The following is a 19,682-nucleotide window of genomic DNA, read 5'->3' on the forward strand; positions in this document are numbered from 1 at the left end:
GTGGGGCTCTGGGGGCGTTATCAGGATTTTCATCAGGGCAACGTGCTGGTCACCGAAAACGTGGTCGAAGCCTGCCTCAAGCGCCATGTCCGGCGCCTGGTGCACCTGTCGTCGCCGTCGATTTATTTCGACGGCCGCGACCATCTGGGCCTGACCGAGGAGCAGGTGCCCAAGCGCTTCAAGCACCCTTATGCCGCCACCAAATACCTGGCGGAGCAGAAGGTGTTCGGCGCCCAGGAGTTCGGCCTGGAGGTGCTGGCGCTGCGCCCGCGTTTTGTCACCGGTGCCGGCGACATGAGCATTTTCCCGCGCCTGTTGAAGATGCAGCGCAAGGGCCGTCTGGCGATCATCGGCAACGGCCTGAACAAGGTCGACTTCACCAGTGTGCAGAACCTCAGCGAAGCGCTGCTCAGCAGTCTGCTGGCCAGCGGCTCGGCCCTGGGCAAGGCCTACAACATCAGTAACGGCGCGCCCGTGCCGTTGTGGGACGTGGTGAACTACGTGATGCGCCAGATGGGCGTGCCGCAGGTCACGCGCTACCGCTCCTTTGGCCTGGCCTACAGCGTGGCGGCCCTCAATGAAGGCTTCTGCAAGCTCTGGCCGGGCCGTCCGGAGCCGACCCTGTCGCGCCTGGGCATGCAGGTGATGAACAAGAACTTCACCCTGGATATCAGCCGCGCCCGCCATTATCTGGATTACGAACCTAAGGTCAGCCTGTGGACGGCCCTGGATGAATTCTGCGGCTGGTGGAAGGCCCAGGACATACGCTGAAAATAAACACTGAACCGAGTTCGGGGTTCCGGGTCGATGAGGGCGGCGGGTTAGCGGTTTATACTCGCCGCATTCAGCTATCACCGCGGTTTAGAAAGGTTGCCCCATGCGTAACGATGCCAACGACGACTTCGACGATGTTCCAAGCCTGCGTGCCGATACCCTCGACGATGATTTCCCGACCACCGCCGCGGGCCGCGCGCGTACTTCGGTGCATTCGCGCAGCGTGCCGGTAACCAAGGTCAAGACCCCGAATGCCGGGCCGCTCTGGGCGCTGGTCGGCGCCTTGTTCTTCGCCTTTATCGGCCTGGCCTGGTGGAGCTTCCAGCAGATCTCGCTGATGGAGCAGCAACTGGTCGCCACCCAGGAAAGTTTCGCCCGCATCAGCGAAGAAGCGGCGGGGCGCCTGCAGGATATTTCCGGCAAGGTGGTGGCCAGCCAGTCCAGCGTCAACAGCGACAGCGAAGCCTTGAAGTTGCAGATCAAGCAGCTGGAAAGCCGCCTGCAGGACCAGGGCAAGCAGCAGCAAGGCGTGGCCGGGCAGGCCACGGACCTGGACAAGCGCCTGGCCCAGATGACCGCGCAGGCCACCGAGCAGCAGGCGGCCAATACCCAGTTGCAGGCACAGGTGAAAACCTTGGGCAGCGAACTGGCCGCCCTGAAAAGCGCGCCTGCCGACACCAGCAAGGTCGATGCCCAGTTCAAGGGCCTGAGCGCCGAGATCGCGGCCTTGAAGAAACAGGGCAACCCGAGCGCCGCCATCGAGCGTCTGGAACAGGACATCATCGTGCTCAAGAGCCAGCAGGACAATCGTCCCGCCGCGGCCCAGGGCGGCACCAACACCGCCGAGTTCGACGCTTTCCGCGGCCAGGTCACTCGCAACATCAATACCCTGCAGAGCCAGATCCAGAACCTGCAGCAGCAGCTCAATACCCGCCCCTGACCCTGGCGACCTTCCCGCGCGTGGCGTGGGAAGGTCGCGGTTTTGCCTCTCGCCTCCCTGCTTCGCTGAATACTCGACCATATCCCGCAGCCGTCTACGCTCTTGAAACACCAACAAGAACGAGGGACGCGCAATGAGGGGATTGCTTAGAGCCACGGTGCTGGGAGGGTTGCTGATGTTCTGCGCCAGCCAGGTCCAGGCGGCGGACGATGCCACGGCGGCCAAGGCCCTGCTGGAGAAGGCCCTGGCCTATTACCACGACCACGGTGACAAGGCCTTCGCCGCGTTCAGCCGGCAGGGCGAGTTCGTCGACAAGGACCGTTATGTGTTTGTGGTCGACACCAAGGGGGTGATGCTGGCCAGTGGCGGGCCGTCGTCGGCGCTGATCGGCCGCGATGTTTCCGAGGTGCTTGGGCCGGATCTGCAAAAGGCCTTCAAGGACGCGCTGAAGATTCCCGAGGGCAATGGCATCCAGCAAGCCGAATACCGCTGGCAGAACTGGGCCGACGGCAAGGTCGAGCGCAAGCATGTGTATTACCAGCGGGTCGGCGAGCGGATCCTGGCGGTCGGATATTACCTGCCACGGGCTTCCGCCGAGCAGGCCAAAGCCTTGCTGGATAAGGCGGCGACCGAACTGGTCAAGGACGAGAAGGGCACGCTGACAGCGATCAACTCGCTCAAGGGCGGCTTCCTGCAGGACGACCTGTATGTGTTCGTGGTCGACCTGGACAACCAGCGCTACGTGGCCCACGGCACCAATCTGCGGTTGATCAATACCGACTTCGGCAAGGTCAAGGACCCGGACGGCAAACCGGTGGGCGAGCCGATCCTGGCGCTGATGACCACCCAGGAGCAGGGCGAGTATGAGTACCGCTGGAAGAACCCGGTGACGGCCAAGGTGGAAGACAAGCACGCCTACCTGCGCAAGGTCGGGCACTTCCTGGTGGCGGTGGGGTACTACAGCCCGTGACGGTCGGTCGCCGGCCAGCTCGCCTGTGGAAGAGCTGGCTGGCGATGCCGTTATTTGACCTTGTCTTCGCGCCCGCGCAGCAGCGCGTTGGGCATGGCCAGCGCCGCCGCCAACCCCAGCAACGACACCGCCGCGCTGACCATCAGCAAGTGTTTGAAGGTCAGCAGCAACTCAGCCCGCAAGGCGCCCTGTTCCGGACCCGGCGCGGCGTTCAGGCCGTCGAGCAGCACATTGCCCGAGTGGCCTTCGCCGATCAGCGCCGAGCCGCTCAATTGGGCGAAGCTGGAATCCTGCAACAGCGCCAGCAACAGCGCCGACATCAAGGCCACGCCCACCGCACCGCCCAGGGAGCGGAACAGGTTGGTGGTGCTGGTGGCGACCCCGATGTCCCGTTGTTCCACCGAGTTCTGGCTGCCCACCAGCGACGTCGGGAACTGCATGCCGGAGGCAATCCCGCTGAACAACATGAACACACTGCTCAGCAGCACCGCCTGGGGCGGGCTGAAGGCCATGCCGAGAACGGTCAGTGGCATCAGCAGGGCGCCACCGAGGATCATCGGCTTGTAGCGGCCGGTCACCGAGGTCATGCGCCCGGCGAAGTAGGCGCCCATCGGCAGGCCGATGGCCAGCGGCAGCAGGTGCAATGCCGCGCTGTCGGCACCGGCGCCGGTGACGCTCTGAAAGCGCAACGGCATCAGCACCGTCAGCGAGATGGCCTGGAAGCTGGTGAAGAACACCGTGCACCAGCACAACATGGCGTTGCGGTTGGCGAACAGGTGCATGGGCAGCAGCGGCTCTTCCGTGCGCCGTTCATGCCAGGCGAACAGGGCCAGGGTGACGACGGCACACGCCAGCAGGCCTAGCACTTCGCTGCTGCGCCAGGCGTGGCCCTGGCCGAAATGGGTGATCGCCAGCAGCAGGGCCGTCAGGCCGATGATCATCAGCAGCGTGCCGAGGTAGTCGATGATCGGTTTGCGCTGCGGAATCGGCAGCCCGCGCAGATTGCGTCTGGCCACCAGCCAGGCGCCCAGGCCCAGGGGCAGGTTGATCAGGAACACCCAGCGCCAGGACAGGTATTCGGTCATGTAGCCGCCGAGCACCGGGCCGGCGACGCTGGCCGCCGCGTACATGCTGCTGAAATAGCCCTGGTAACGCCCGCGCTCGCGGGGCGGCACGATGTCGCCGATGATCGCCTGGCTGACCGAAATCATCCCGCCGGCGCCGATGCCCTGGAAGATCCGCGCCAGAACCAGCTGTTCCATGTTCTGCGCCATGCCGCAGAACAGCGACGCCAGGGTGAACAGACCCATGCCGAACAGCATCAGCTTGCGCCGCCCGTAGAGGTCGCCGAGCTTGCCGTAGATCGGCACCGCCACGGTCATGGCCACCATGTAGCCGGAAATCACCCAGGCCAGCAGGCTGACATCCTTGAATTGCGCGGAGATGGCGGGCATGGAGACCGCGACTATGGTCTGGTCCAGGGCGCCGAGGAAGATCGCCAGCATCAGGGCGATCAGTACGCTGCGAAGAGCCGGTTTGGGCTGGCCAGGCTGGTTGGGATTGGACACGAAATAACCTGCGGGCAGTGATTGACCCGCAGGGTGCAAGGCGAGCGGGAATGCTCGCCAGTGTACTCGATAGGCTCCTACTCGATAGCCTCGTAAGGAAGGCCGACGTAATTTTCCGCGATGGTTTTGCGCCCGGCCTCGGAGTCGACGAAGTACGCCAGCTCCGACTCGGCGATGCGCTGGCTGAAGTCGTCGGAGTCGGGGAAACGGTGCAGCATCGCGGTCATCCACCAGGAGAAACGCTCGGCCTTCCAGATCCGCCGCAGGCAGATTTGCGAATACTTCTGCAGCAGGTCGGTGCGTTGCTCGCGGTAGACCTTGAGCAGGATGTTGAACAGCGTGCTGACATCGCTGGCGGCCAGGTTCAGGCCCTTGGCTCCGGTGGGGGGCACTATGTGCGCGGCGTCGCCGACCAGGAACAGCCGCCCGTATTGCATCGGTTCGACCACGAAGCTGCGCAGCGGCGCGATGCTTTTCTCGATCGACGGCCCGGTCACCAGGCGTTCGGCCAGCTCCTTGGGCAGGCGCCTCTTGAGCTCGTCCCAGAAACGTTGATCGGACCAGTCGGCGACATTTTCCTCTGCCGGTACTTGCAGGTAGTAGCGGGTGCGGGTGGTCGACCGCATGCTGCACAGGGCAAAGCCGCGTTCGTGGCGGGCGTAGACCAGTTCGTCGTGGACCGGTGGGGTGTCGGCGAGAATGCCGAGCCAGCCGAACGGATAGACGCGTTCGAAAACCTTGAGCTTGTCGGCCGGGATCGACTGCCGGGCGACCCCGTGGAAGCCGTCGCAGCCGGCGATGTAGTCGCAGTCCAGGCGATGGGGTTCGCCCTGGTAATCGAAGGTCAGGTAGGGCTGGTCGCTCTGCATGTCGTGAGGACGCACGTTGTCGGCCTGGTACAGGGTCCGGGCGCCGACGGCCTGGCGGGCTTGCATCAGGTCGCGGGTGACTTCGGTCTGGCCGTAGATCGTCACGCTCTTGCCATTGGTGAGGGCGTGCAGGTCGATGGCCACCCGGCGGCCGTCGAGGGCCAGTTCGAAACCACCGTGCACCAGGCCTTCGGCGTCCATGCGCTGGCTGACCCCGGCCTGGCGCAGCAGGTCGACCATGCCTTGTTCCAGCACCCCGGCGCGGATGCGCCCGAGTACGTAATCCGGGGTTTGTCGTTCGAGGATCAGGGTATCGATGCCGGCCTTGTGCAGCAGTTGGCCGAGCAGCAGTCCGGAGGGGCCGGCGCCAATGATGGCGACTTGAGTTTTCAGGGTTTTCATTGTTTTTATGACTCGCAAGCTTCACGCGAACAGGTTCGCTGACTGATTTTTATGTTTCGAGTGCCTGCATTTTTCACTTGTGATGCTGTCAGTTGAAGGTGAAAACTGAGCCGATACCTGTTCATTTCACCAATCGGTGCGATTATCGCCCGTCACCCAGAGGCCTGGATTGCAGTTATGAATAAGCCTGCCTTGCCTTCAATTCCGGTGTTCAAACTCTATGGGGAAAGCCTGGATTGGCCGACACCGGACCTGCTGCACTGCGAAACCATTTCCAAGCGCAGCCGCGAGCACCATTGGGAAATCAAGCCACATCGGCATGCCGATCTCTGTCAATTACTGTTCGTGCATCGCGGCCAGGCCGAGCTTGAGATCGAAGGCCAGCGCACGCTGCTGGGGGAGTCGGCGCTGCAGATCCTGCCGGCCCTGTCGGTGCACGGCTTTCGTTTTTCCGAAGACATCGACGGTTATGTGGTGACCCTGGCGGCGCCCTTGATGGCCCATCTGCAAGCCCAGCTGGGGCACTCGGTGAATGCCCTGGCCGTGGCCGAGAGCTACCCGGCGGGCGCCGACGGCGACTACCTGAACAGCCTGTTTGCCGCGTTGCAGAACGAGTACCAGGGGCGTGAGCCGGCGCGGGAAATGCTCATGCACTCGCTGGTCAGCGTGATCATGGTGTGGGTCAGCCGCCAGGCGATCCGGCGCCGCAGCGCCAGCCAGCGACCGCAGCGGGCGCGGGAGTATTTCAATGGCTATATCCAACTGGTGGAAGCCCACTATCGCGAGCATGTGAAGGTCGAGGACTTGGCGCACAAGCTGGGGATTTCCGTTTCCCACCTCAATGGCACCTGCCGCGAACTGGCGGGCCAGCCGGCCCTGCAGATCATGCATGAGCGTCAGCTGCTGGAGGCCAAGCGCCTGCTGACCTACACCAGCATGACCATCTACGAGATTTCCGACACCCTGGGTTTTTCCGATCCCACCAACTTCACCCGGCTGTTCCGCCGCCGGGTCGGGATCTCGCCCAAGGCCTTCCGCGACCGGCTGAAGACCGATCATGAACCGTGACGCCGCGCGCCTGCATCATTTCAGGGAGTTGAGGGTCGCGTTGTGCGGGATGCACTGGTCGACGTTGCAGCTGGCGTAGACACGTGGCTGTTGCCGGGCCTGCTCGACGCGATAGGCCGCTGTTCCATACAGCGCCAGGGTCGCGGTGCAGGTGACGAAAATGGCCAGGTATCTTCTTGTTTTGATGTTCATGGCAAACACCTCTGAACGAATACCCCTGCGCGTGTGGGGGTACTGTTATCAGCATAGATCAGCCATGTGGATCAGCCATGGCCGCCGGCCAGGTCGCGGGCAGCGTGTTGATGCGGTATTCAGCGGTCTTATCGGGCTTTAAAGGCCCTTGTCCCACTCCGGCTCCTCGGGGAAACGCAGCACCAGGAAATCCAGCATGCTGCGCAGGGCCGCCGGCATGTGTTTGCGCGAGGCGTAGACCGCGTACATGTTCATTTGCCGGGGCTCTGCGTGGGGCAGCAGGCGCACCAGTTCGCCGCTGTGGATATGCACCCCGGCCTGGTAGCTGGGCAGCATGGCCACGCCGGCCCCGGCCATGGTCGCGCGCAACAGGGTGCTGGCTTCGTTGGCGCTGATATTGCCCTGCACCGGGACCGAAACCTGTTCGCCGTCCTGCTCGAAATGCCACAGGCTCTTGCCGAAATAGGAGTGGGTCAGGCAGTTGTGCTGGCTGAGTTCCTCGACCCGTTGCGGCGCCGGGTGCTCACGCAGGTAGGCCGGCGAGGCGCAGATCACCGAGCGGCAGACCGTCAGCCGCCGGGCGATCAGGTTCGGGTCCAGGTCGTTGCTGGTGCGGATCGCCAGGTCGATGCGCTCGTCCACCAGGTTCACCGTGCGGTCGAGCATCTGCAGGTCGATGCTGACGCCGGGGTAACGCTTGACGTAGGTGGCCATGGCATCGGCCAACTGGGCCTGGCCGAACGAGGTGCTGACGCTGATGCGCAGCAAGCCGCGGGGCGCGTCGTCGGGTTCGCTGACGGCGGCCTGCATGTCCGTCGACAACTCGAGCATCTGCCGGCAGCGGGGCAGGATCTCGGTGCCCGCCGCGGTCAGGCTCAGCTTGCGGGTGGTGCGGTGCATCAGCCGGGCGCCGACCCAGTCCTCCAGCTCCGCCAGATAGCGTGAAACCACCGGTCGCGAGAGGTCCAGGTGGTCGGCGGCGGCCGACTGGCTGCCAAGGTCGACTACGGTGACGAAGACGCGCATTGCTTGAAGACGATCCATGATTTGCCCGCTTTCAGAAACAAACTATGTCCAAGCATCGCATTTTTTGTAACGAGTGCGGCAACTAAGCTTCATCTCCATCGCCACTTACCTATCGCCACCTACCCCTGGCCACTTACGGCCGACAGACCATCGGAGCTGCACATGATCGGATTCACCTCACTCAAGCGCCTGCTGCTGGCCACCGCCACCCTGGGTTTCGCCGCCCATGCCGCCGCCGTCGAGCCGGCCCTGAGCCTGGATGTGTACAACCCGGGCGCCGCGGCGATCTTCCCGGTGACCTCGGTGCTGGTCAGCGGCAAGAAGGAAGCGATCCTGGTGGATGCGCAGTTCGGCAAATCCCAGGCCGAGCAACTGGTGGAAAAGATCCGCGCCAGCGGCAAGCAATTGACCACCATCTACATCAGCCACGGTGACCCGGACTACTACTTCGGCCTGGACACCATCACCCGGGCCTTCCCCAAGGCCAAGGTCGTGGCGTCGCAGCCGACTGTCGAGCACATCAAGGCCACGGTCGACGGCAAGCTCGCATTCTGGGGCCCGAAAATGGGCGCCGACGTGCCGGCCAAGACCATCGTGCCGGGCGTGCTCAAGGGCCATAGCCTGAGCCTGGAAGGGCAGAAGCTGGACATCATCGGCCTGGACGGTAAGCAACCTGACCGCACCTTCGTCTGGATTCCGTCGATCAAGGCGGTCGTCGGTGGTGTGGTGGTCGCGGAAAACATCCATGTGTGGATGGCCGATACCCAGACCGCGCAATCCCACAAGGACTGGCTGACGACCCTGGACACCATCGCCGCGCTGAAACCCCAGACCGTGGTGCCCGGCCATTACCTGGGCGAAAGCGCCCGCTCCCTGGCTCCTGTGCATTTCACCGCCGACTACATCAAGGCCTTCGATGAAGAAACCGCCAAGGCCAAGGATTCCGCCGAACTGATCGCGGCAATGAAAAAGCGTTACCCGGACCTGGGCGAAGACAGCTCCCTGGAGCTGAGCGCCAAGGTCGCCAAGGGCGAAATGAAGTGGTGATTCGACCGTCCCCGCGCCTGGCGCGGGGGCATTCCCTGTAAGGCTTTGCGTCACTTATCGGAACTGGAGAACTGTCATGAGCAAGATCGCAATCATTGGGGCCACCGGCCGTGCCGGTAGCCAACTGCTGGAAGAAGCCCTGCGTCGTGGTCACAGCGTTACCGCGATCGCCCGTAACCCGGCGAAAATCGGCAATCGCGCCGGTGTGGTGAGCAAGGCGGTCGACGTGCTGGACGGCGCGGCGTTGCAAGCGGCGATCGCCGGTCACGATGCGGTGATCAGCGCGGCGCACTTTTCCACCATCGCGCCCAAGGCCGTGATCGAGCCGGTGAAAAAGGCCGGGGTCAAACGCCTGCTGGTGGTGGGCGGTGCCGGTTCGTTGCTGTTGCCCGACGGCAGCCGGGTGATCGATGCCGCCGGTTTTCCGGACGAATACAAGGCCGAAGCCAGTGCCGGCAGTGTGTTCCTCGATACCCTGCGCCAGGAAAAAGAGCTGGACTGGACCTTCCTGTCGCCATCGGCGGAGTTCGTCGAAGGCGAGCGCCGCGGGCAGTTCCGCCTGGGCCAGGACCACCTGCTGGTGAGCGCCGAAGGCAAGAGCTGGATCACCTTCGCCGACTTCGCCATCGCCATGATCGATGAGCTGGAAACACCGAAGCACTCCCGCGAGCGTTTCACGGTCGGTTACTGAGACATCCTGTAGCCGCTGCCGCAGGCTGCGATCGGCTGCGCAGCAGTCGTAAAACCAGATACCGCGTTTTTGCAGGTACAACGTGTTGACTGGATTACGACCGCTACGCGCTCGATCGCAGGCTGCGCCAGCGGCTACAGGGCTATCTGGCCCGGGCCTGTTCCACCAGCCAGTCCAGCAACGCCCGTAACTGCGGCGACGGTGCCGAGCGATCGGGGTGCACCAGGTAATAGCCCAGCCCCGTACGGACCTTCAATTCAAATGGCATGACCAGCCGCCCGGCGCTCAGGTCTTCGCCGATCAATGCCCAATCGCCAATAGCTACCCCCGTCCCCTGGGAAGCAACCGACATCGCCAGGTCCAGGGTTTCGAAATGCTGGCCCTTGCCGATGTTGTTCAGCACCGTCCCCGAGGCTTTCAGCCAGGTATTCCAGTCATGGGTATCCAGGGTCGGGTGCAGCAGCATGTGTTGCTGCAGGTCGGCCGGGGTCTTCAGCACTATCGCCCCGTCGAGCAGTGCAGGTGAACACACCGGCGTCAGCTGTTCGTCGAACAGGTGATAGGCGCCGAGGGTGGAAGGTGGCGGGGCACCGTAAATCACCGCGGCGTCGAATTGTTCGCGACTGAAGTCCACCCCATGCTGCACCGTGGTGGTCAGCCGCACAGGCACGTCCGGCCGCTCTTTCTGCCACTGCATCAGGCGCGGCAACAACCAGCGCATCACACAGGTGGACGCCTTGAGTTGCAGGGTGTCGCGGTTCACCCCGACCTGTTCCACCCCCTCGCTGATCAGGCCGAACACCTGTTCCACCCGTGGCAGCCATTCCCGTCCTTCGCTCGTCAGGCTCAGGCCGCGGGCCTGGCGCTGGAACAAGGCATAACCCAGGTGACTCTCCAGGCCGGCGATCTGCCGGCTCACCGCACCCTGGGTGATATGCAGCTGCTCGGCCGCGTGGGTGAAGTTGCAGCAGCGCGCGGTGATCAGAAAGGTGTGCAGCGCGGGCAAGGGCGGGAGGCGTTTCATAAAGGGCCAAGGCATGACGTGAGGACATGGCGAGTATGACTTTTTATCCATTGTTCCCGCTACACGCGGCCCGTTCCAATGACGCCTTCCCCGTGCCTGGCCATGCAGCGGCCAGCCAGGCACACCGTCTCAAGCGAACAAGAAGGGCAAGACATGGCGACGTGCGGCGAAGTGTTGGTCAAGTTACTCGAAGGTTATGGCGTCGAGCAGGTCTTCGGCATTCCCGGGGTGCACACCGTCGAGCTGTATCGCGGCCTGGCCCGTTCGAGCATCCGGCATGTCACGCCGCGTCACGAGCAGGGTGCCGGTTTCATGGCCGACGGCTATGCCCGCACCAGTGGCAAGCCGGGGGTGTGCTTCATCATCACCGGCCCGGGCATGACCAACATCACCACCGCCATGGGCCAGGCCTATGCCGACTCGATTCCGATGCTGGTGATCTCCAGCGTGCAATCGCGCAGCCAGCTCGGCGGCGGCCGCGGCAAGCTGCACGAGCTGCCGAACCAGGGCGCCCTGGTGGGCGGCGTGGCGGCGTTCTCCCATACCCTGATGTCGGCGGCGGAACTGCCGGGTGTCCTGGCCCGCGCCTTCGCGTTGTTCCAGGCCGGCCGCCCGCGCCCGGTGCACATCGAAATCCCCCTCGACGTGCTGGTGGAGGAGGCCGACGACCTGCTCGACAGCGAGCCGGTGAGCATTGCCCGGGCCGGTGCCGCGCCTGCCGCCATCGCGCGGATGAGCCAGCTGTTGGCGGGCGCCAGGCGTCCACTGATCCTCGCCGGCGGTGGCGCGATCGATGCCGCCGCGTCCCTGACCCGCCTCGCCGAATCGCTCCAGGCACCCGTGGCCCTGACCATCAATGCCAAGGGCATGCTGCCGTCGCGGCACCCGCTGCTGATCGGTTCGACCCAGTCGCTGGTGGCGACCCGCGCCCTGGTGGCCGATGCCGACGTGGTCCTGGCCATCGGTACCGAGCTGGCCGAAACCGATTACGACGTGACTTTCGCCGGCGGTTTCGAGATTCCTGGCACCCTGCTGCGCATCGACATCGACCCTGACCAGACCGTGCGCAACTATCCGCCGAAAGTGGCGCTGGTGGCCGACGCGCACAGCGCAACTGAAGCCTTGCTGGCCGAGCTGGGCAAACAACCGCTGAGCGAGCGCGACAGCACCTGGGGCGCCGCCCGTGCCGCTGCCCTGCGCAACGCACTGGAGCAGCAGTGGGACGCGCCGACCCGGGCGCAGACCCTGTTCCTCGAAACTGTGCTGCAAGAGCTGCCGGAGATCGTCATCGTCGGCGACTCCACGCAGCCGGTGTACAGCGGCAACCTGACCTTCAACCCCGAGCGTCCGCGCTGCTGGTTCAACTCCTCGACCGGCTACGGCACCTTGGGTTATGCCTTGCCGGCGGCGATCGGCGCCTGGCTCGGTGGCGCTTCCGAACGCAAGGCCCGGGGCCCGGTGGCGTGCCTGATCGGCGACGGCGGCCTGCAGTTCACCCTGTCGGAACTGGCCTGCGCGGTGGAAGCACGCACGCCAATCATCGTGCTGCTGTGGAATAACCAGGGCTATGAAGAGATCAAGAAGTACATGGTCAACCGCGACATCGAGCCGGTGGGCGTGGACATCTACACGCCGGACTTCATCGGCGTGGCCAAGGCCCTGGGCTGTGCCGCCGAGGCCATCGACAGCATCGACGGATTGCGCGATGCGTTGCGCGCGGCCAGCGATCGCCAGGGCCCAACCCTGATCGAAATCGACCAGGCCGGCTGGATGCGGGCGGTGCAGGCATGAACCCGACAAACCTGTTGAACGGCCTGTATATCGATGGCCAGTGGCATGCCGGCAGCGAGCGGTTGCCGGTGATCAATCCGTCTACCGAAGAGCCGCTGGCCGTGGTCGGTGGCGGCGATCAACACAGCGTCGAGCTGGCGGTGAGTGCCGCCCAGGCCGGGCTCGCCGAGTGGGCCGCGACCTGCGGCGCCGAGCGTGGCGCGGTGTTGCGGCGGATCGCCGCCGGTGTCGCCGAGCGTCGTGAACGCCTGATGCACCTGCAGTCGAGCAACAATGGCAAGCCGCAATTCGAAGCGGCCATCGACGTCGACGACGTGATTGCCACCTTCGAATATTACGCGGGGCTGGCCGAAGGCCTGGACGCCACCCAGGACCGCGATGTGCCGCTGCCCAGCGATGATTTCAGCGCCCGTGTGCGGCGTGAGCCCTGTGGCGTGGTCGGCCTGATCGTGCCGTGGAATTTCCCGATGGTCACCACCGCCTGGAAGCTCGCGCCGGCCCTGGCCGCCGGTTGCAGCGTGGTGCTCAAGCCCTCGGAAGTCACGCCGCTGCCGGAACTGGAACTGGCGGCGATCATCGCCCGGAGCGGCTTGCCCAAGGGCGTGTTCAACCTGGTCTGCGGCACCGGCCTGGCGGTGGGCGCGCCGCTGGCGGCCGATCCGCGGGTGGCGAAGATTTCCTTTACCGGCAGCAATGCGGTCGGGGTCCAGGTCATGCAGCGCGCGGCGGAGACGGTCAAGGGCGTGAGCCTGGAACTGGGTGGCAAATCTTCGCTGCTGGTGCTGGCCGATGCCGATCTCGAACTGGCGGTGGAGCTGGCCTGCGGTGGCGGTTTTTTCAACGCCGGGCAGATGTGCTCCGCCACCAGCCGGGTGCTGGTGGCCGACGAGCTGGCGGACGAATTCCTCCTGCGCCTCAAGGCGCGGGCCGAGGCGATTCGGGTGGCGGACCCTTTCGATCCGGACGTGGAGATGGGTGCGCTGGTCAACCAGGCGCAATACCAGCGCGTGCTCGGCCATATCGATCGCGGGCTGAGTGTCGGGGCCAAGTTGGTGTGTGGCGGCGAACGCCCAGAGGAGCTGACACGCGGCTTTTTTATACGGCCGACCATTTTCACCGAAGTGCCCCTCGACAGTGCGCTGTGGCGTGAGGAGATCTTTGGCCCGGTGCTCTGCGTGCGCAGTTTCGCCAGCGAGGCCGAGGCCATCGCGCTGGCCAACGACAGCGAATTCGGCCTGGTGGCCAGTGTGGTCGGCGCCGATGTAGAAAACGCCGAGCGAGTCGCCAATGCCTTGCAGGCCGGGCTGGTGTGGATCAACGCACCGCAGGTGATCTTCCCGCAGACCGCCTGGGGCGGCTACAAGCAGAGCAGCATTGGCCGCGAGCTGGGGCCTTGGGGTTTGCAGGCGTTCCAGGAGATCAAGCACGTGGTTCGCGCGCGGTAAACAGTCTTTTGAAGCGAGATGGTTCTCTGTAGGAGCGAGCTTGCTCGCGATGCGGGTCAAGGATGACGCCGTGCGACAGATAGAGCGCCGCCTTGCGGCTATCGCGAGCAAGCTCGCTCCTACAAGGGGGAGTCAGACGCTGCTGCGCAGGCGCGCCATGTCGCGCAGCGGCGGGGCGCCGAACTGGCGGCTGTATTCGCGGCTGAACTGCGAAGGGCTTTCGTAGCCGACCCGGTACCCGGCGGCGGACGCCTCCAGCCCTTCAGTCAGCATCAGGCGCCGGGCTTCCTGCAGGCGCAGTTGCTTCTGATACTGCAAGGGGCTCATGGCGGTCATGGCCTTGAAACGGTGGTGCAGGGTGGACACGCTGAGGTTCACCCCTCGCGCCAGATCGTCGATGCGCAGCGGTTGCTCGTAGTTGCCGTTCAGCCACTTTATGGCCTGGCTGACCCGGTGGCTCTGGCTGTTGGCGATGGCGATCTCATACAACCGATGGCCCTGCGGACTGCGCAACAGCCGGTAGAGAATTTCCCGACGAATCAGCGGCGCGAGCATGGCGATGTCTTTGGGCGTGTCCAGAAGGCGGGTCAGGCGCAGCACGGCGTCGAGCATCGGCGTGTCCAGGCGCTCCACATACAGGCCGCGGCCGACAGGACGGTTCGGCACCCCCAGCGGCCCGGCATCGGCGATCAGCGTGCTGATCTCGGCCGGGTCGATGTCCAGGCGCAGGGCCAGGACCGGTTCCAGCGGCGAGACATCGGCCAGGCGCCCGCTCAACGGCATGGAAACCGAGACCACCAGGTAGTTGAGCGGGTCGTAGTTGAACTCCTCGTCGGCCAGCCGCACTTCCTTGCGCCCCTGGGCCATGATGCACAGGGCCGGCTGGGCCAGCACCGAGGCGAAATCGTGGGAGTGGCTGTAGCGCGAGACGAACAGCGACTGGATCGCCGTGGCATAGCTGCCATCTTCGCCGGTATTGCGAGCAATGATCCCGGCCAGCTCCGCCCGCTGTTTTTCCATTTCCGCATCCAGTGGCGGCTGCTGGGTTTCGAGCGATGACATGAAGGCCCCTCCGGGAAGATTGCGAATGGTCACAGCTTAAATTTGTGCAAGCGCCAGGGGTAGGCGATTCCTGCGTAAATCTTGCCTGATCCTGCCAGGCGTGCGCGCGTGAGTAGAGCCGAGTCCTGTGCGCGGGCTGTCACTTGCTTGAAACAACGTTGTGGGTTTTTTCCGCTTGCCGGGCAGGGTTCGGCGTTCCCGGGCAAGACTCGCAGGATTGTGCAATAGGCCGGCAGGAATCGACTAACGAGCATTACGCCGGGCGCTTAATCTTGGATCCTGTCGCAGCCCGTCCCATGGCTGCCTCGACACCACCCTGGGAGGGTCGCACATGTCCACGCATATTCCCGTCAGCCACATGGCATTCGTTCGCGCCCGCGCCGGTCGCTCAACGGAGTTGGGGGCTCGCTTGAGCAGTCTGATCGAACCATCCCGCCAGGCCACAGGTTGCCTGCAGTTCGCCTTGCAGCATTCGCAGTGCGACGCTGACCTGTGGCTGATATCCGGATTCTGGAGCAGCCAGCAGGCGATGACCGATTACTTCTGTTCGCCGGCCATGGCGATCTTCGCCGAGCTGGTCCAGGACCTGGTGGTCAACAGCCTGGATTTCCATACTTTCAGAGACGTCTCGGCGGCCCAGGCCGAAGGCGAATACGCGCAACTGAACGGGGCACCGGTACACCAGCTGGCCAGCTGAGGGTTTAGAATGGCCGACTTTCCATTGGCCAGGACCAGCAACATGGCACGTAAAGAGTTTGCAGCATACGAAGCGGTTTCCGCCGTGGTTCCAGGTGAAGGGGGCTACAGCGCTGCCATCGCGGTCAAGGCCCTGGGTGGTTCAGGGGCACCGCACTTTCACAAGGTCCTCGACGACCAGAAATTCAAGACCGCCCATGACGCCGACCAGGCTGCCGCGCAGAAGCTTGAGCAGTTGATCGACGTGACCGAAGACGGCGAACTGGCCTGGGCAACGGCCTGATCCGGGTCGCTACCTGATCTGCGCAGCTAGTTGGTTTGAGCAGCTACCTGACCGCCCCCGGACGGAACATCTTGAACAAGGCCTCTGGCCCCAGCTGGAAATAATCCGCCGGCCCGCCGCCGCGCAGAATCGGCTCTGCCGCGGCGGTGTCGTATATCCCGTCCTTGAGCAGCCACTTGGCGATATGCACGGCGACCACTTCGCCGAGGATCAGCCAGCTGGGCACCAACTCCTGATCCGCGCGCTGCAGTTGAATGATCTGCGTGACCTTGCACTCGAAGGACACCGGGCTTTCGGCTACCCGCGGCACCGCAATCACTTTCGAGGCCACGGGCGTCAGCCCCGCCAGTTCGAACTCATTGATCTCGGCCGGCACGGCCGCGCAGCTCTGGTTCATCCGCTCGGCGAGCGGGCGGGTGGCGAGGTTCCAGGCGAACTCGCCGGTCTGCTCGATGTTGTTCAGGCTGTCTTTGCGACCGACGCTGGAGAAACCGATGATCGGTGGAATGTAATTGAAAGCGTTGAAAAAACTGTAGGGCGCCAGGTTCAGCCGGCCTTGCTGGTCCTGGGAGGAGATCCAGCCGATCGGGCGCGGGCCGACGATGGCGTTGAACGGATCGTGGGGCAGGCCGTGGCCCTGGGCGGGTTCGTAGTAATGGATGTCTTCGGACATGACGGGCTCTTGCGCGGACAAAGAGGGAAGGCCGCCATAGTGCAAGCCATTGAAAGTGAATGCCAGCCTTGCGGCGTGCGGTTTTCCCCGGGCCAAAAACAACTAAGCCCGGCCGAAGCCGGGCTGCGGGGCATCCCTGAGGGTTAGCCGATGGCGGCGGCAGTCCCGGTGCGATCGAAGCCGTCGGCAGCGATTGCGCCTGCGGTACCAGTGTGGTCGAAGCCATCGGAGGCGACTGCGCCTGCGGTGCCGGTGTGGTCGAAGCCATCGGAGGCGATGGCGGCGGCAGTCCCGGTGCGATCGAAGCCGTCGGCAGCGACTGCGCCTGCGGTGCCGGTGTGATCGAAGCCATCGGAGGCGATAGCGGCGGCGGTGCCGGTGCGATCGAAACCGTCGGAAGCCAGGCTGGCGCTGGCCGAGCTGCCCGAGGTGAAAGTAGCGGAGCCGGTGCGGTCGTAACCATCGGCGGCAAAGGTATTGGCAGCCAGTACGGAAAGGGTCAGGGCGAGGATCAGTTTGCTTTTCATGAGGGTCACTCCAGGTTCGGTGAGTTTTGTGCAGTGGGTGTGAAATGAATACTACGCCAGTTAATTTGATTAAAAAGCGCAAATAAATGCTGAAAAATATCGAATTAGTAGATGTTTTTGGCGTCAAGAATCACTGCATAAGGCCTCTTGCCTGCTTCTGCCGCGTTTGACGCGCCGACACCGATTTCGATGGAGGCAGAGTGAGGGCTGGGCATTAACCGGTCATTAACCTGCCTGCACCACTGAAAAAACCTGCTCAACGGTTTTTTCATACACCCCTTACCTATTTTTCACCGCTCGCCCCGCAGCCTTCGCTCCCACATAGAAGTCCAAGACGGACCGTCTTCACTCGAGCCCTGGAGCACTGCAACGAATGAATAAACTCCCTCAGATCACCCTGGCGTTCTGGGTCATGAAAATCTGCGCGACGACCCTCGGGGAAACTGCCGGCGACCTGCTGTCGATGACCCTGAATGTCGGCTACGCCATCAGCTCGATGATCCTGATCAGCGTGTTCCTGCTGACCCTGGTCACCCAGCTGTTTTCGAAAACCTACAACCCGGTGCTGTACTGGATCGTGATCCTCTCCACCAGCACCGCCGGCACCACCATGTCGGACTTCATGGACCGCACCCTGGGCCTGGGTTACGCCACCGGCTCGGCGATCCTGATCGCGATCCTGCTGGCGATCTTCGCGGTCTGGCGCCTGAGCGGAGATTCGCTCAACGTCAACAAGATCCAGACCCTGCGCGGCGAGCTGTTCTACTGGCTGGCGATCCTGTTTTCCAACACCCTGGGCACGGCGCTGGGGGACTACCTGGCGGACGACTCGGGGTTGGGTTTTGCCGGCGGCGCACTGCTGATCGGCTCGACCATCGCCCTGGTGGTCGTGCTCAAGTACTGCACCCGGATCTCCTCGGTACTGTTGTTCTGGGTGGCGTTCGTGCTGACCCGGCCGTTCGGCGCGACCCTGGGCGACTTCCTGACCAAGCCCCTGGAAAAGGGCGGCCTGGACTTCGGCACTATCGGCTCGTCGGCGGTATTGGCGGGGATTCTGCTGGTGATGATTGCCGGGGCTTCGTACTACAAGAACCGTAGCGAGCGGCAGGTGGCAGCTGAATTGGGGTGATGATCCGCGCATCGCGTTGCGGTTATCGCGGGCAAGCCCCGCTTCTGTAGGAGCGAGGCTTGCCCGCGATAGGCTTTACCTGATGACACCACAGCGCGAGGGCCTTGCACCCTCGCGCTTTTTTTTGCCGGTCAGTCAGTCTCGATCCGCGAGTGTTTGCGCGTGTCTTTCATGGTGATGTAGACCAGCAGCGACACGGCGATGCAGGCGGTGACATACCAGTAGTAACCGGTTTCCATGCCGACGCTCTTGAACCACAGCGCGATGTATTCGGCGGTGCCGCCGAAGATCGATACGGTCAGCGCGTAGGGCAGGCCCACGCCCAGGGCGCGGATCTCGGTCGGGAACAGCTCGGCCTTGACCACCGCGTTGATCGAGGTATAGCCGCTGACGATGATCAGCGCCGCCATGATCAGGAAGAACGCGCCCCACCAGCTCTGGACGGTGTGCAGGGTGGTGAGGATCGGCACGGTGAAAAGGGTACCGAGGATGCCGAAGGCGATCAGGATCGGACGGCGGCCGATCTTGTCCGACAGCGCGCCGACCACCGGTTGCAGGCACATGAACAGGAACAGGGTCGCCGCGGAAATGGTGGTGGAGTCGGAGATGCTCATGCCGACGGTGTTCACCAGGTATTTCTGCATGTAGGTGGTGTAGGTGTAGAAGGCCAGGGTGCCGCCCATGGTCAGGCCGACCACGGTCATCAGCTCTTTCGGATGACGCATCAGGGTGCGCATCAGGCTTTCTTTCGGCTTTTCCTTCTTCTTGGTGAAGGACTCGGTTTCTTCCATGCCACGACGCAGGTACAGCGCGACGATCGCGCACAGAGCGCCGATGCCGAACGGAATGCGCCAGCCCCAGGATTGCAGCTCTTCAGTGGTCAGCACGTTCTGCAGCACGATCAGCACCGCCAGGGCGATGAGCTGGCCGGAGATCAGGGTCACGTACTGGAAGCTGGAGAAGAAGCCACGACGCTCCTTGGTCGCCATCTCGCTGAGGTAGGTGGCCGAGGTGCCATATTCGCCGCCGACCGACAGGCCCTGCATCAGGCGCGCCAGGACCAGCAGGATCGGAGCGCCGACGCCGATGGTCTCGTAGCCGGGAGTCAGGGCGATGATCAGCGAGCCGAAGCACATCAGCAGCACCGAGGCCATCAACGCGGCCTTGCGGCCCTTGCGGTCAGCGTAGAGCCCCATCAGCCAGCCGCCGATCGGACGCATCAGGAAGCCCACGGCGAAGATCGCGGCGGTGTTCAGCAGTTGCGCGGTGGTGTCGCCCTTGGGGAAGAAGACTTTGGCGAAGTACAGGGAGAAGGCGGCGTAGACGTACCAGTCGTACCACTCGACCATGTTGCCGACCGAACCGCTGAAGATCGATTTCAGGCGGCTGGCGGTGGTCTTTTCTTTGGCAGGCGCAGCTGCCGACCCAAGAGGCAGGGTTTGCGAGTTATCCATGACGGATCCTTCATTTAATTGTTTTTGTGGAGCGCGCCGAAACGCAGCCTG

The 19,682-nt window shown here is 63.7% G+C and carries 20 protein-coding genes; 11 read left to right on the forward strand and 9 right to left on the reverse strand.

The window, feature by feature from the left end; translation table 11 throughout:
- The 3 genes from AC07Y9_RS18200 to AC07Y9_RS18210 all read left to right on the forward strand — a co-directional run.
- Positions 1 to 771, forward strand: a 771-nt coding sequence (locus AC07Y9_RS18200; protein ID WP_102690472.1) for an NAD-dependent epimerase/dehydratase family protein, incomplete at its 5' end; no start/stop codon positions are given.
- Positions 772 to 877: 106 nt separating this feature from the next.
- Positions 878 to 1,714: an ATPase gene (locus tag AC07Y9_RS18205; RefSeq protein ID WP_102679034.1), complete on the forward strand. Its 837-nt coding sequence runs from the start codon at positions 878 to 880 to the stop codon at positions 1,712 to 1,714.
- A 133-nt stretch (positions 1,715 to 1,847) separates the two neighbouring features.
- Positions 1,848 to 2,684 (forward strand): cache domain-containing protein, encoded by an 837-nt coding sequence (locus AC07Y9_RS18210; protein WP_102679033.1) that lies wholly within the window; start codon positions 1,848 to 1,850, stop codon positions 2,682 to 2,684.
- A gap of 50 nt (positions 2,685 to 2,734) precedes the next feature.
- Here the strand turns inward: AC07Y9_RS18210 and AC07Y9_RS18215 are convergent, their stop codons facing one another.
- Positions 2,735 to 4,252 carry an MDR family MFS transporter gene (locus AC07Y9_RS18215; RefSeq protein ID WP_102679032.1) on the reverse strand — a complete coding sequence of 506 codons (1,518 nt, stop codon included), beginning with the start codon at positions 4,250 to 4,252 and terminating at the stop codon, positions 2,735 to 2,737.
- Positions 4,253 to 4,329: 77 nt separating this feature from the next.
- Positions 4,330 to 5,514, reverse strand: a complete 1,185-nt coding sequence (gene pobA / locus AC07Y9_RS18220) for a 4-hydroxybenzoate 3-monooxygenase (protein ID WP_173679764.1) — start codon at positions 5,512 to 5,514, stop codon at positions 4,330 to 4,332.
- Positions 5,515 to 5,700: 186 nt separating this feature from the next.
- Between pobA and AC07Y9_RS18225 the strand changes: the two genes are divergently transcribed.
- A complete protein-coding gene (locus AC07Y9_RS18225; RefSeq protein ID WP_053262424.1) occupies positions 5,701 to 6,591 on the forward strand; it encodes a helix-turn-helix domain-containing protein in 891 nt (296 codons plus the stop codon).
- A gap of 15 nt (positions 6,592 to 6,606) precedes the next feature.
- Here the strand turns inward: AC07Y9_RS18225 and AC07Y9_RS18230 are convergent, their stop codons facing one another.
- The gene (locus tag AC07Y9_RS18230; RefSeq protein ID WP_007929787.1) at positions 6,607 to 6,783 is read right to left on the reverse strand and encodes a hypothetical protein; all 177 of its coding nucleotides are present in this window, start codon (positions 6,781 to 6,783) and stop codon (positions 6,607 to 6,609) included.
- A gap of 138 nt (positions 6,784 to 6,921) precedes the next feature.
- Positions 6,922 to 7,827, reverse strand: coding sequence for a LysR family transcriptional regulator (locus tag AC07Y9_RS18235; RefSeq protein ID WP_037035534.1), 906 nt, complete (start codon positions 7,825 to 7,827; stop codon positions 6,922 to 6,924).
- 144 nt (positions 7,828 to 7,971) lie between these two features.
- Here AC07Y9_RS18235 and AC07Y9_RS18240 point away from each other — a divergent pair, with 144 nt between their 5' ends.
- Positions 7,972 to 8,856 (forward strand): MBL fold metallo-hydrolase, encoded by an 885-nt coding sequence (locus tag AC07Y9_RS18240; protein ID WP_007929792.1) that lies wholly within the window; start codon positions 7,972 to 7,974, stop codon positions 8,854 to 8,856.
- Between the two features lie 76 nt (positions 8,857 to 8,932).
- Positions 8,933 to 9,547: an NAD(P)-dependent oxidoreductase gene (locus AC07Y9_RS18245; RefSeq protein WP_102679030.1), complete on the forward strand. Its 615-nt coding sequence runs from the start codon at positions 8,933 to 8,935 to the stop codon at positions 9,545 to 9,547.
- Between the two features lie 142 nt (positions 9,548 to 9,689).
- Here the strand turns inward: AC07Y9_RS18245 and AC07Y9_RS18250 are convergent, their stop codons facing one another.
- On the reverse strand, positions 9,690 to 10,571 hold the full coding sequence (locus tag AC07Y9_RS18250) for a LysR substrate-binding domain-containing protein (protein WP_102679037.1): 882 nt from the start codon (positions 10,569 to 10,571) through the stop codon (positions 9,690 to 9,692).
- A gap of 153 nt (positions 10,572 to 10,724) precedes the next feature.
- On the opposite strand from AC07Y9_RS18250, the gene AC07Y9_RS18255 reads away from it, so the two are divergent.
- Both AC07Y9_RS18255 and AC07Y9_RS18260 read left to right on the forward strand, forming a co-directional pair.
- On the forward strand, positions 10,725 to 12,362 hold the full coding sequence (locus AC07Y9_RS18255; protein ID WP_102679029.1) for a 5-guanidino-2-oxopentanoate decarboxylase: 1,638 nt from the start codon (positions 10,725 to 10,727) through the stop codon (positions 12,360 to 12,362).
- Positions 12,359 to 13,807: an aldehyde dehydrogenase family protein gene (locus tag AC07Y9_RS18260; RefSeq protein ID WP_102679028.1), complete on the forward strand. Its 1,449-nt coding sequence runs from the start codon at positions 12,359 to 12,361 to the stop codon at positions 13,805 to 13,807. Before AC07Y9_RS18255 ends, AC07Y9_RS18260 begins: the two co-directional genes overlap by 4 nt.
- Positions 13,808 to 13,939: 132 nt before the next feature.
- On the opposite strand, the gene AC07Y9_RS18265 is transcribed toward AC07Y9_RS18260, so the two are convergent.
- On the reverse strand, positions 13,940 to 14,869 hold the full coding sequence (locus tag AC07Y9_RS18265; RefSeq protein WP_007931230.1) for an AraC family transcriptional regulator: 930 nt from the start codon (positions 14,867 to 14,869) through the stop codon (positions 13,940 to 13,942).
- Between the two features lie 331 nt (positions 14,870 to 15,200).
- Between AC07Y9_RS18265 and AC07Y9_RS18270 the strand changes: the two genes are divergently transcribed.
- Together AC07Y9_RS18270 and AC07Y9_RS18275 are read left to right on the forward strand one after the other, a co-directional pair.
- Entirely contained in the window at positions 15,201 to 15,566 is a 366-nt protein-coding gene (locus AC07Y9_RS18270; RefSeq protein WP_007931229.1) for an antibiotic biosynthesis monooxygenase family protein, read from the forward strand.
- 9 nt (positions 15,567 to 15,575) lie between these two features.
- The gene (locus AC07Y9_RS18275) at positions 15,576 to 15,848 is read left to right on the forward strand and encodes a hypothetical protein (protein ID WP_102679027.1); all 273 of its coding nucleotides are present in this window, start codon (positions 15,576 to 15,578) and stop codon (positions 15,846 to 15,848) included.
- Positions 15,849 to 15,891: 43 nt separating this feature from the next.
- Here the strand turns inward: AC07Y9_RS18275 and AC07Y9_RS18280 are convergent, their stop codons facing one another.
- Both AC07Y9_RS18280 and AC07Y9_RS18285 read right to left on the reverse strand, forming a co-directional pair.
- The gene (locus tag AC07Y9_RS18280) at positions 15,892 to 16,521 is read right to left on the reverse strand and encodes a flavin reductase family protein (RefSeq protein ID WP_102679026.1); all 630 of its coding nucleotides are present in this window, start codon (positions 16,519 to 16,521) and stop codon (positions 15,892 to 15,894) included.
- A 143-nt stretch (positions 16,522 to 16,664) separates the two neighbouring features.
- Positions 16,665 to 17,048 carry a hypothetical protein gene (locus AC07Y9_RS18285; RefSeq protein WP_087090200.1) on the reverse strand — a complete coding sequence of 128 codons (384 nt, stop codon included), beginning with the start codon at positions 17,046 to 17,048 and terminating at the stop codon, positions 16,665 to 16,667.
- 373 nt (positions 17,049 to 17,421) lie between these two features.
- On the opposite strand from AC07Y9_RS18285, the gene AC07Y9_RS18290 reads away from it, so the two are divergent.
- Entirely contained in the window at positions 17,422 to 18,177 is a 756-nt protein-coding gene (locus AC07Y9_RS18290; protein ID WP_007931223.1) for a COG4705 family protein, read from the forward strand.
- A 131-nt stretch (positions 18,178 to 18,308) separates the two neighbouring features.
- Here AC07Y9_RS18290 and AC07Y9_RS18295 read toward each other — a convergent pair whose 3' ends face one another.
- Complete coding sequence (locus tag AC07Y9_RS18295) at positions 18,309 to 19,631, reverse strand: MFS transporter (RefSeq protein ID WP_007931214.1); 1,323 nt, start codon at positions 19,629 to 19,631, stop codon at positions 18,309 to 18,311.
- Positions 19,632 to 19,682: the final 51 nt, after the last annotated feature.

Source organism: Pseudomonas sp. GW456-L12 (genome assembly GCF_059424045.1).

Excerpts from the sequence above, each read along its gene's own strand:
- AC07Y9_RS18205 (WP_102679034.1), top strand. The coding sequence starts at position 878 with ATGCGTAACGATGCCAACGACGACTTCGACGATGTTCCAAGCCTGCGT.
- AC07Y9_RS18210 (WP_102679033.1), top strand. The coding sequence starts at position 1,848 with ATGAGGGGATTGCTTAGAGCCACGGTGCTGGGAGGGTTGCTGATGTTC.
- AC07Y9_RS18225 (WP_053262424.1), top strand. The coding sequence starts at position 5,701 with ATGAATAAGCCTGCCTTGCCTTCAATTCCGGTGTTCAAACTCTATGGG.
- AC07Y9_RS18230 (WP_007929787.1), bottom strand. The coding sequence starts at position 6,783 with ATGAACATCAAAACAAGAAGATACCTGGCCATTTTCGTCACCTGCACC.
- AC07Y9_RS18235 (WP_037035534.1), bottom strand. The coding sequence starts at position 7,827 with ATGGATCGTCTTCAAGCAATGCGCGTCTTCGTCACCGTAGTCGACCTT.
- AC07Y9_RS18240 (WP_007929792.1), top strand. The coding sequence starts at position 7,972 with ATGATCGGATTCACCTCACTCAAGCGCCTGCTGCTGGCCACCGCCACC.
- AC07Y9_RS18245 (WP_102679030.1), top strand. The coding sequence starts at position 8,933 with ATGAGCAAGATCGCAATCATTGGGGCCACCGGCCGTGCCGGTAGCCAA.
- AC07Y9_RS18250 (WP_102679037.1), bottom strand. The coding sequence starts at position 10,571 with ATGAAACGCCTCCCGCCCTTGCCCGCGCTGCACACCTTTCTGATCACC.
- AC07Y9_RS18255 (WP_102679029.1), top strand. The coding sequence starts at position 10,725 with ATGGCGACGTGCGGCGAAGTGTTGGTCAAGTTACTCGAAGGTTATGGC.
- AC07Y9_RS18260 (WP_102679028.1), top strand. The coding sequence starts at position 12,359 with ATGAACCCGACAAACCTGTTGAACGGCCTGTATATCGATGGCCAGTGG.
- AC07Y9_RS18265 (WP_007931230.1), bottom strand. The coding sequence starts at position 14,869 with ATGTCATCGCTCGAAACCCAGCAGCCGCCACTGGATGCGGAAATGGAA.
- AC07Y9_RS18270 (WP_007931229.1), top strand. The coding sequence starts at position 15,201 with ATGTCCACGCATATTCCCGTCAGCCACATGGCATTCGTTCGCGCCCGC.
- AC07Y9_RS18275 (WP_102679027.1), top strand. The coding sequence starts at position 15,576 with ATGGCCGACTTTCCATTGGCCAGGACCAGCAACATGGCACGTAAAGAG.
- AC07Y9_RS18280 (WP_102679026.1), bottom strand. The coding sequence starts at position 16,521 with ATGTCCGAAGACATCCATTACTACGAACCCGCCCAGGGCCACGGCCTG.
- AC07Y9_RS18285 (WP_087090200.1), bottom strand. The coding sequence starts at position 17,048 with ATGAAAAGCAAACTGATCCTCGCCCTGACCCTTTCCGTACTGGCTGCC.
- AC07Y9_RS18290 (WP_007931223.1), top strand. The coding sequence starts at position 17,422 with ATGAATAAACTCCCTCAGATCACCCTGGCGTTCTGGGTCATGAAAATC.
- AC07Y9_RS18295 (WP_007931214.1), bottom strand. The coding sequence starts at position 19,631 with ATGGATAACTCGCAAACCCTGCCTCTTGGGTCGGCAGCTGCGCCTGCC.